The following is a 7,784-nucleotide window of genomic DNA, read 5'->3' on the forward strand; positions in this document are numbered from 1 at the left end:
GTAATCGTTCGAAGCCCTGCCAATAGGAGGCTCGCGGGCGGTTGTCAATTCTCATGCGCCGGAAATCTGTAACAAAATGGCCGACACGATGGTTGATAAGGGGCAAAGCCCTGACAGATGATCACCGGCGCGTGAGACCTGCGGCGAAAGACTGGCGCAGTCCTGCCGGATTGCGCATGCTGGCACAACCCTTGTGATGGACCCTGCGACAGAAAGGCGGGCTTGTGCAAAGCGACACGGATCGACGCGGCAAACGGCATCTCTGGGCGCTGGTGCTTTTTGCGCTTTGTGCGGTGATGCTGGCTGTGCTGTTGCGCGGGCATCTGAGCTTCGAGGCTCTGTCGGCGAATCGCGCCGGGCTCGTTGCCTTCACCGAAAGCCATCGAGCGCTTTCGGTGCTGGTCTTCGTTGCGATCTATACCGGCATCGTTGCGCTGTCGCTGCCCGGGGCGACGGTGTCCACGCTTACGGGCGGTTTCCTGTTCGGGCTGTTCCCGGGGGTGCTGTTCAACATGACGGGGGCGGTGCTCGGAGCGTCTCTTCTGTTCCTTGCGGCGCGCTGGGGGCTTGGCGATTGGCTTGCGTCCCGAATCGACGCCTCGGAGGGGCGCATTCATCGCATCAAGCGGGGCATCGACGAAAACCAATGGTCCATGCTGTTCCTGTTGCGGTTCCTGCCCGTGGTGCCGTTTTTCGTCGCCAACCTTCTGCCCGCCCTGTTCGGCGTACCCTTTCATCGCTTCGTGATTTCCACCGCGCTGGGCATCGTGCCGGGGGCTCTGGTCTATACCTCTGTCGGCGCCGGGCTGGGCGAGGTGTTCGAGCGAGGTGAGGCGCCCGATCTCGGAGTGATTTTCGAGCCCTTCATTCTTCTGCCCCTGTTGGGCCTCTGCCTGCTCGCGCTTCTGCCGGTTTTGTGGAAGGCTTGGCGCAAGGGGGCCATGGTGGAGCGCGCATGAAGACGATCAGGACCGACATTTGCGTCATCGGGGCCGGGTCCGGCGGGCTCTCCGTTGCGGCGGGTGCAGCCCAGATGGGCGCGCGGGTCGTGCTCATCGAGAAGGGCGAGATGGGCGGTGATTGTCTCAACACGGGCTGTGTGCCCTCGAAGGCGCTGCTGCATGGCGCCGCATCCGGGATGAGCTTTTCCGAAGCCATGGTCCATGTGCAACAGACCATCGCCACCATCGCGCCGCATGACAGTCAGGACCGGTTCGAATCCCTTGGCTGCACCGTGATCCGGGAAGAGGCGCGGTTCACCTCGCCGAAACGCGTGGAGGCTGGAGATACGCGGATCAAGGCGCGCCGCTTCGTCATTGCCACGGGATCGCGGCCCTTCATTCCGCCCATCCCCGGGTTGTCGGACGTGCCTTATCTGACGAATGAGACGCTCTGGACCCTGTCCGAATGCCCCGAGCATCTCATGATTCTCGGCGGCGGTCCGATCGGCATGGAAATGGCCCAGGCCTTCGTCCGGTTCGGGGCCAAGGTGACGGTGATCGAGGTGGGCCGGGTTTTGGCGCGGGGGGATGTCGAGGCGGCTGGTCTGGTGAAACAAGCCCTGATCGCGGAGGGCGTCCGCATTCTTGAAGAGATAGAGGTCAGCGAAGTTGCGGGGCAGGGCGGGGCGATCTCTCTCTCCCTCTCGAATGGGTCGCGCCTTTCCGGTTCGCATCTTCTGCTGGCCGCCGGACGGCGCGCCAATTCAGAAGAGCTTGGGCTTGAGCACGCCGATGTGGATCGCAGCAAAGACGGTATCCAGGTGGGCGCGACTCTTCGGACGTCGAACCGCCGCATCTATGCGCTGGGCGATGTGCTGGCCGATCATCCGCGCTTTACCCATGTCGCGGGCTATCAGGCCGGGGTGGCGATCCGGGGGCTGCTGTTTGGCCTGCCTGCCAAGCTGCGCGCGGATCATATTCCGCATGCGACCTATACCGATCCCGAGCTTGCGCAGGTCGGGCTGACCGAAGAGGCGGCGCGAGCGCTTCATGGCGACAGGCTTGAGGTGGTGCGGGCCGAGTTTTCGGGCAATGACCGGGCGGTTGCGACGGGCCGGGCCGGGCCGGGGTTTATCAAGCTCATGGTGGTCAAATCGCGGCCCGTCGGCGTGACCATCGTCGGGCCTGAGGCGGGTGAATTGATCGCGCTTTGGTCGCTTGCGGTCTCGGCAAAGCTCAAGATGAGGCAGATCGCAGGCATGATCGCGCCCTATCCGACATTGGCTGAGCTTAACAAACGTGTGACAAGTGCCTATTTTATCCCGAGACTTTTCGATAATCGAAAGCTCAAACGGGTCGTGCAAGTGATTCAGAGGCTTTTGCCATAAGGGACAGGATGAAACTGCCGCGGTTTCTCAATACGCTGACGGGACGGTTCCTGATGTTGACGGTCATCTTCGTGATGGCCGCCGAGATCATGATCTTTGTCCCTTCCGTCGCGCGGTTCCGTGAGGATTTCCTGTTGTCGCGGCTGGAACGCGCCCAGATCGCCTCTCTTGCGCTTCTTGCCAACGACAGCCTCGATATGGACCTCGAAGACGAGCTTCTGGCCAATGCCGGTGTCTATAACGTCGTGCTGCGCCGCAACGAGATTCGCCAACTGGTGCTCTCGTCTCCGATCCCGGAGCAGATCCACGCCACTTACGACCTGCGCGACGCGAGTGCATTGGAGTTGATCCGCGATGCCATGGTGACGCTGTTCGATCCCGAAGAGCGTGTGATCCGTGTGATCGGCGATCCGGTGAAGCAGGCGGGGCTGTTGATCGAGGTGACGCTGCCGACCGCGCCGCTGCGTGTCGCGATGATCGACTACGGGTTGCGCATTCTGCTCCTGTCCGCCGTGATCTCTTTCCTCACCGCGGGGCTGTTGTTCCTTGCGGTGCGCGCGCTTCTGGTGCGGCCGATCAAGCGGGTGGTCCATGCGATGACCTCCTATGCCCAAGCGCCCGAGGACACCCGGCGGATCATCGAACCCTCCGCCAAGGTCGCCGAGCTACGCGAAGCCGAAGCGGCGCTCAAGGCGATGGAGACGGAACTGACCGCCTCTCTGCGGCAAAAGGAACGGCTGGCGCAATTGGGCGGGGCGGTGGCGAAGGTGTCGCACGACCTGCGCAACATTCTCACCACGGCTCAGCTTTTCACCGACCGGCTCGAAATGTCGGAAGACCCGGCGGTGACCCGCTCCGCCCCAAAGCTGGTGAATTCGATCCAGCGCGCGGTGAACCTCTGTGAGACCACGCTGGCCTTCGGCAAGGCGGAGGAACCCGCACCGACCCTCACCGGCGTGCGCCTGGCCGAGCTCGTGGCCGAGGTGATCGAAGGTGAGCGTCTCGCCATCGGCGATTTCGACCTGTCCTTTGCCGAGGACATCCCTGCCACCATGGTGGTGCGCGCGGATCGCGAGCAGATGCATCGGGTGCTTTCGAACCTCGTGCGCAATGCCCGACAGGCGATCATGGCGACCGGCGAATGCGGTGAGATTTCCGTTGCCGGGCGCGAGGACGAGGGGGAATGGGTGCTCTCGGTCACGGACACCGGACCGGGGCTGCCGCCAAAAGCACGCGAATACCTGTTTCAACCCTTTCAGGGCGGCACGCGCAAGGGCGGTTTCGGTCTTGGGCTGGCAATCTCTGCCGAACTCGTCCGGGGGCATGGCGGGCGGTTGCTGCTCAAGCGCAGTGACGAGACGGGCACAGCCTTCGAGATTCATCTGCCGAAAGGCTTTTCGATCTCGGTGCCGGGACAGGCGGGAATGTCCGTCTCAACCGAGGCCGCCGAATGACAATCGCACGCGCGATGATAAGTTTTTCAAAAAAATGACAAAGGCCTCTTGCGCCCCCCCGCGACTCTCTGTACATCGCCCCTACCCCGCGCGCTGGTAGCTCAGTTGGATAGAGTACTTGACTACGAATCAAGGGGTCGGGGGTTCGAATCCTCCCCAGCGCGCCATTTCACATTTTTCCCTATCAAACACCTCTAAGGCCTTGAATGGTAAGGTGGTTTTTGGAGTTCGAATACCTTTCTCACGGGAATAGATAATTGGCTCCATAAAGGCCAATCTCAGGACAATCCGCTTCCATGCAAAATTCCCCTCCTGCCAAATCCTTTGTGGGCTTGATAAAAATGCGAGAGCGAGTTCGTAATACGTCCCTTTGCGTGTTTTTTCTTCCTGCGGTTTGGCGATCCGCTCTTTCATCACCAGCTTTTCTTGTTCCAAGGTGCTGATTTTCTTTTCATAGGCGGCAATCACCGCAGGCTGGCTGCTGTCCATGATCCGTTCCACGAGATTGGCAATCTGTCCGTCGAGCTTGACGAGCTGGCGCTTGGCGTCTTCCCGCGACATGTTCTCCAAAGCCGAGCGTGCCGCCCATGCATCCGAGAACATGCGTTGAAGCAAGTCGAAGAACCCTTTGGTCGGTTGCAGCGTGCCAAGAAATGCTTCGAAGTCTTCCTCGACCTTGGCGCGGCGAATGCTTTTGCGGTGACTTGGGCAGCCTTTTGTCTTGCACCAGTAATACGGATGCTTCGCGCCGGTCTGGCTGGTCGAGAAACAAGCCGTCATGGGCTTGCCACAGTCTTCGCAGAGGAGAAACCCACGCAACGGAAAGGCCTCGTCAATATCCACGCGCATGGGGGCCGTTGGTTTGCCGTTTAGGCGGTCCTGAATTTGGCAATAGGTCTCATAGCTGATCAGGGGCTCATGGAAGCCCTGACGCAAGGAGATACCCCATGAGGGGGCTTCGACCATGCCCGCATAAACGGGACGGGTCAGCATGTCGTGAATGCGCTGAGGATGGATGGTGTTTTTCGGGTGCTGCGGGTGTTTTTGCAAAAAGCGGCGCACTTCTGTCGGGGTCTGGAAACGCCCAGAGGCATAGCCTTCCAATGCTTCCTGAACGGAAGACGCAGCAGGTTCATCACGCACCAGAAGTTTGCCATGCTCACGACTGCGCTGATAGCGATAGCCGATGGGCGCACTGAACACCCAATAGCCCTTTTCGATGCGAGCGCGCATCTTTTGCAATGTCTGACGGCGGTTTTGTTCCCGCTCCAATTCGCCTTGGGCTGCGAAGATGGTTTCGGCAAAGCGCCCCTCGGGCGTGTCTTCGAAGGTGAAGTTCAGGCATTCCACCTTGGCCCCACGGGCGGAAAGCTCATTGCGGAGCATGATGTGAAACTGGGTGTCGCGGGCAAAACGCTTGAGATCGTCAAAGATCACAGCAAAGTTTTTCTCGGGCTGGGCATCAAGAAAGCTCAGAAGCGCGACCATGCCGGGGCGTTTCATGAATGTCCCGCCGCCTGACGCATCATCGGGAAAGACCGCCGCAACGTCATAGCCTTTGGCTTCGGCATATTGCCGACACCGATGCTCCTGAGATTCCAATCCGCCGCCAGAGAGCTTCTGTTTGGTCGAAGAGACGCGGCAGTAAATAAGGGCTTGTGTTGGGGTGGTATCAAACATCGGGACTCCCTTCTCCTGCCTGTGGTGTGGTGTCCAAAGGCATGGTGTCGTTTTGATCTGTTGGTGTTACCTCACAGTCTACCACATCGCTGTACGGTGGGGCAGGCAAAGAGATGTCTTGTCCACAGACATGCTGGACGGGATGGACGCCAAATCCGAGATCGACAAAGCTCACGACAATCGCCCAGAGGGCTTCGATCAGCTCTTGTTTGTCCTGATCGGAAATCTCTTCATTCTCGAAGAATGGCAGATAGGCGTCCCAGTCGATGGTGAGACGCGGCGGTGCGGTCTCTGGGTTAAAATCTGGGGGTGTGTCGGTCATGTTCCGTGTCCTTTCTGCCTGTTTGTGCGTTACTTTGGTCTCCTCTGTTGAGTTCCTGCATTGCACGCATGCAAGAACAAAAGAAGAACATAATAGGATAATAGTCCTATTTTCCAAAGCGTTATTTGCACTCAATGATAGTGACTGACCTGAAAATAAGCTGGTCAGAATGGCAAATCATGAGGCAGACTGCGGGTAAGAACGGGTATTCGGCAGCAGGAAATTCTTGTGGATATTGATTGGCTGAAGGCGTCTGAAGAGGAGCGCATGCAGCTCTATAAATTGACTTTTAATGTGGGGAAGCTTCTCAATCTGACGGTGTATCAGATCATGGATGCCGCTCTCGGGCGGAAGATCGTGATGGGAAAGGATTATGTTGCGAACTTTCGCAAAGGTAAAATCCGACGGGCCTATGCGAAGCTGATTTATGAATGGCTGACGGAGCATCATTTTGATCTTCTCCTTCAAGTCGCTCCTGAAAAATTCCCAGAAACGCCAGAGCAACGCTGGCAGGCTATTCTTGAAGAGCGGGCGCGATCAGATTGCTTTCGGCTTGTGCTGGTTCCCAAAACCATGGGGATCGTTGAGCGAGAAAGCCAATTGAAGCCCGCCGACTTAACCTTGCGACTGGGCGAACGCTTTTGCTTTGAGCTGGACAGTGAGGCAGAGGGCCATGCCGTGGCTCTGCAATCTGTACGCGGGCAATGGCATAACATCCCTCTTGGCTCAGAGGGGGAGACAAGTGCGCCTGTGCAAGTGGGGAAAAGCCATCTGCCTAAGATACCAAACGGGCAGCTCGATCCTTTGGCAGAAAATCACGATGAAGGGCTGCATGAATTTGTATTGGTGACTGCATCCGAAGCCGACATCCCCGCCGATATCAAATCCCTCGTCACTTGGGTGTTCGAGCATCCATGCGATTTGCATCAAGTCAAAGTTCAGTTTGTGAAGTGACCGCCTAGAATTGGTTTTAGAGCTTCATTGCACGGCCAGAGCCTCGCCCACTCCTGCGCGCCTAGTGTTTTGAAATCTTTGTGCCGCGAGGGATCACCCAGCTTGGCAATTTCCAAGTCTTTGAAAAAATCCTCAAGTGTCCCGAGATCATCTGCAATTGACGTGGCCCCAGAGTTTTGTGCCAGCTCAATCGCGTCAAAGAAGCACGGGATTGTCACGTCATGGGCAAAGGCTTGAAGCTCATCCTGTGGCGGGATCAGCGATGCATCCTGAGTGATTTGAGCTTGTAATAGAGGTATCTCGGCCAAATGCCCCAAGAGCTGAAAAATCCGTGTCGCGGCCTTGGGATGAGTTCGACCTTTGGCACCGTTCTTGGTGTCTTCCAATTCGATGAGCGTCATCATACCCGAAATAGCCATTACCTTTTCACGCAACTCTTGCCAGTTGTCAGGGGAATAGGCCCCAAGGGTAATCCCCCCGAAATTTAGGGGCGTTTGAAAGTAGAATTTTCTCGAAAGATAAAAGAGGAGATTCTGATGAAGAAATCGAAATACAGCGACGCTCAGATCATGAGTATTTTGAAACAGGCCGAAGGCGGTGTGCCGGTTGCGGATCTGTGCCGTGAGCATGGGATGAGTTCGGCGAGCTTTTACAAATGGCGCTCGAAGTATGGCGGCATGGATGCGAGCCTGATGGCGCGGATGAAAGAGCTCGACGAGGAAAACAAGCGCCTCAAGCGCATGTATGCCGAGAAGAGCATGCAAAACGACCTGTTGAAGGAAGCGCTTGGAAAAAAGTGGTAAGGCCGTCTCAACGCAGAGAGATGGCCGAGTGGGCGGTTCGGCACCGGTCCGTCAGCATTGCTTTGGCCTGCCGAGCATTCAGCATCAGTGAGACGTGCTATCGATATCAGCCGACGCTCAGAGCTGAGAACGAGCTGATCGCCGATTGGCTTGTCGCGCTGACAACGGCCAAGAGGAGTTGGGGGTTTGGTCTGTGCTTTTTGCATCTGCGGAACGTCAAAGGTTTTGGCTGGAACCACAAA

General features: G+C 57.7%; 7 protein-coding genes, 1 tRNA gene and 1 pseudogene. 6 read left to right on the plus strand and 3 right to left on the minus strand.

Annotation, left to right across the window (positions count from 1 at the left end):
* Positions 1–224: 224 nt before the first annotated feature.
* The 4 genes from NH195_RS11805 (at position 225) to NH195_RS11820 (ending at position 3,950) form a co-directional block, all read left to right on the plus strand.
* A complete protein-coding gene (locus NH195_RS11805) occupies positions 225–959 on the plus strand; it encodes a TVP38/TMEM64 family protein (RefSeq protein WP_066707181.1) in 735 nt (244 codons plus the stop codon).
* A complete protein-coding gene (locus NH195_RS11810; RefSeq protein ID WP_066707184.1) occupies positions 956–2,329 on the plus strand; it encodes a dihydrolipoyl dehydrogenase family protein in 1,374 nt (457 codons plus the stop codon). Before NH195_RS11805 ends, NH195_RS11810 begins: the two co-directional genes overlap by 4 nt.
* Positions 2,330–2,337: 8 nt before the next feature.
* Positions 2,338–3,783 (plus strand): sensor histidine kinase, encoded by a 1,446-nt coding sequence (locus NH195_RS11815; RefSeq protein ID WP_066707187.1) that lies wholly within the window; start codon positions 2,338–2,340, stop codon positions 3,781–3,783.
* A 90-nt stretch (positions 3,784–3,873) separates the two neighbouring features.
* A tRNA-Arg gene (locus NH195_RS11820) sits at positions 3,874–3,950 on the plus strand.
* Here NH195_RS11820 and NH195_RS20855 read toward each other — a convergent pair.
* Together NH195_RS20855 and NH195_RS11830 are read right to left on the minus strand one after the other, a co-directional pair.
* Positions 3,913–5,463: a recombinase family protein gene (locus tag NH195_RS20855; protein WP_081423908.1), complete on the minus strand. Its 1,551-nt coding sequence runs from the start codon at positions 5,461–5,463 to the stop codon at positions 3,913–3,915. The two genes, NH195_RS11820 and NH195_RS20855, sit on opposite strands and share 38 nt — an antisense overlap.
* On the minus strand, positions 5,456–5,785 hold the full coding sequence (locus NH195_RS11830; RefSeq protein ID WP_066707194.1) for a hypothetical protein: 330 nt from the start codon (positions 5,783–5,785) through the stop codon (positions 5,456–5,458). The genes NH195_RS20855 and NH195_RS11830 overlap by 8 nt, the downstream gene beginning before the upstream one ends.
* A gap of 228 nt (positions 5,786–6,013) precedes the next feature.
* Between NH195_RS11830 and NH195_RS11835 the strand changes: the two genes are divergently transcribed.
* Positions 6,014–6,739, plus strand: a complete 726-nt coding sequence (locus NH195_RS11835) for a hypothetical protein (protein ID WP_066707198.1) — start codon at positions 6,014–6,016, stop codon at positions 6,737–6,739.
* On the opposite strand, the gene NH195_RS11840 is transcribed toward NH195_RS11835, so the two are convergent.
* Entirely contained in the window at positions 6,724–7,143 is a 420-nt protein-coding gene (locus NH195_RS11840) for a hypothetical protein (RefSeq protein WP_155846165.1), read from the minus strand. The genes NH195_RS11835 and NH195_RS11840 overlap by 16 nt on opposite strands.
* 132 nt (positions 7,144–7,275) lie before the next feature.
* On the opposite strand from NH195_RS11840, the pseudogene NH195_RS20860 reads away from it, so the two are divergent.
* Positions 7,276–7,784: pseudogene (locus NH195_RS20860) on the plus strand (transposase); the annotation flags it as partial.

This window comes from Celeribacter ethanolicus (assembly GCF_001550095.1).
GTDB classification, from domain to species: domain Bacteria; phylum Pseudomonadota; class Alphaproteobacteria; order Rhodobacterales; family Rhodobacteraceae; genus Celeribacter; species Celeribacter ethanolicus.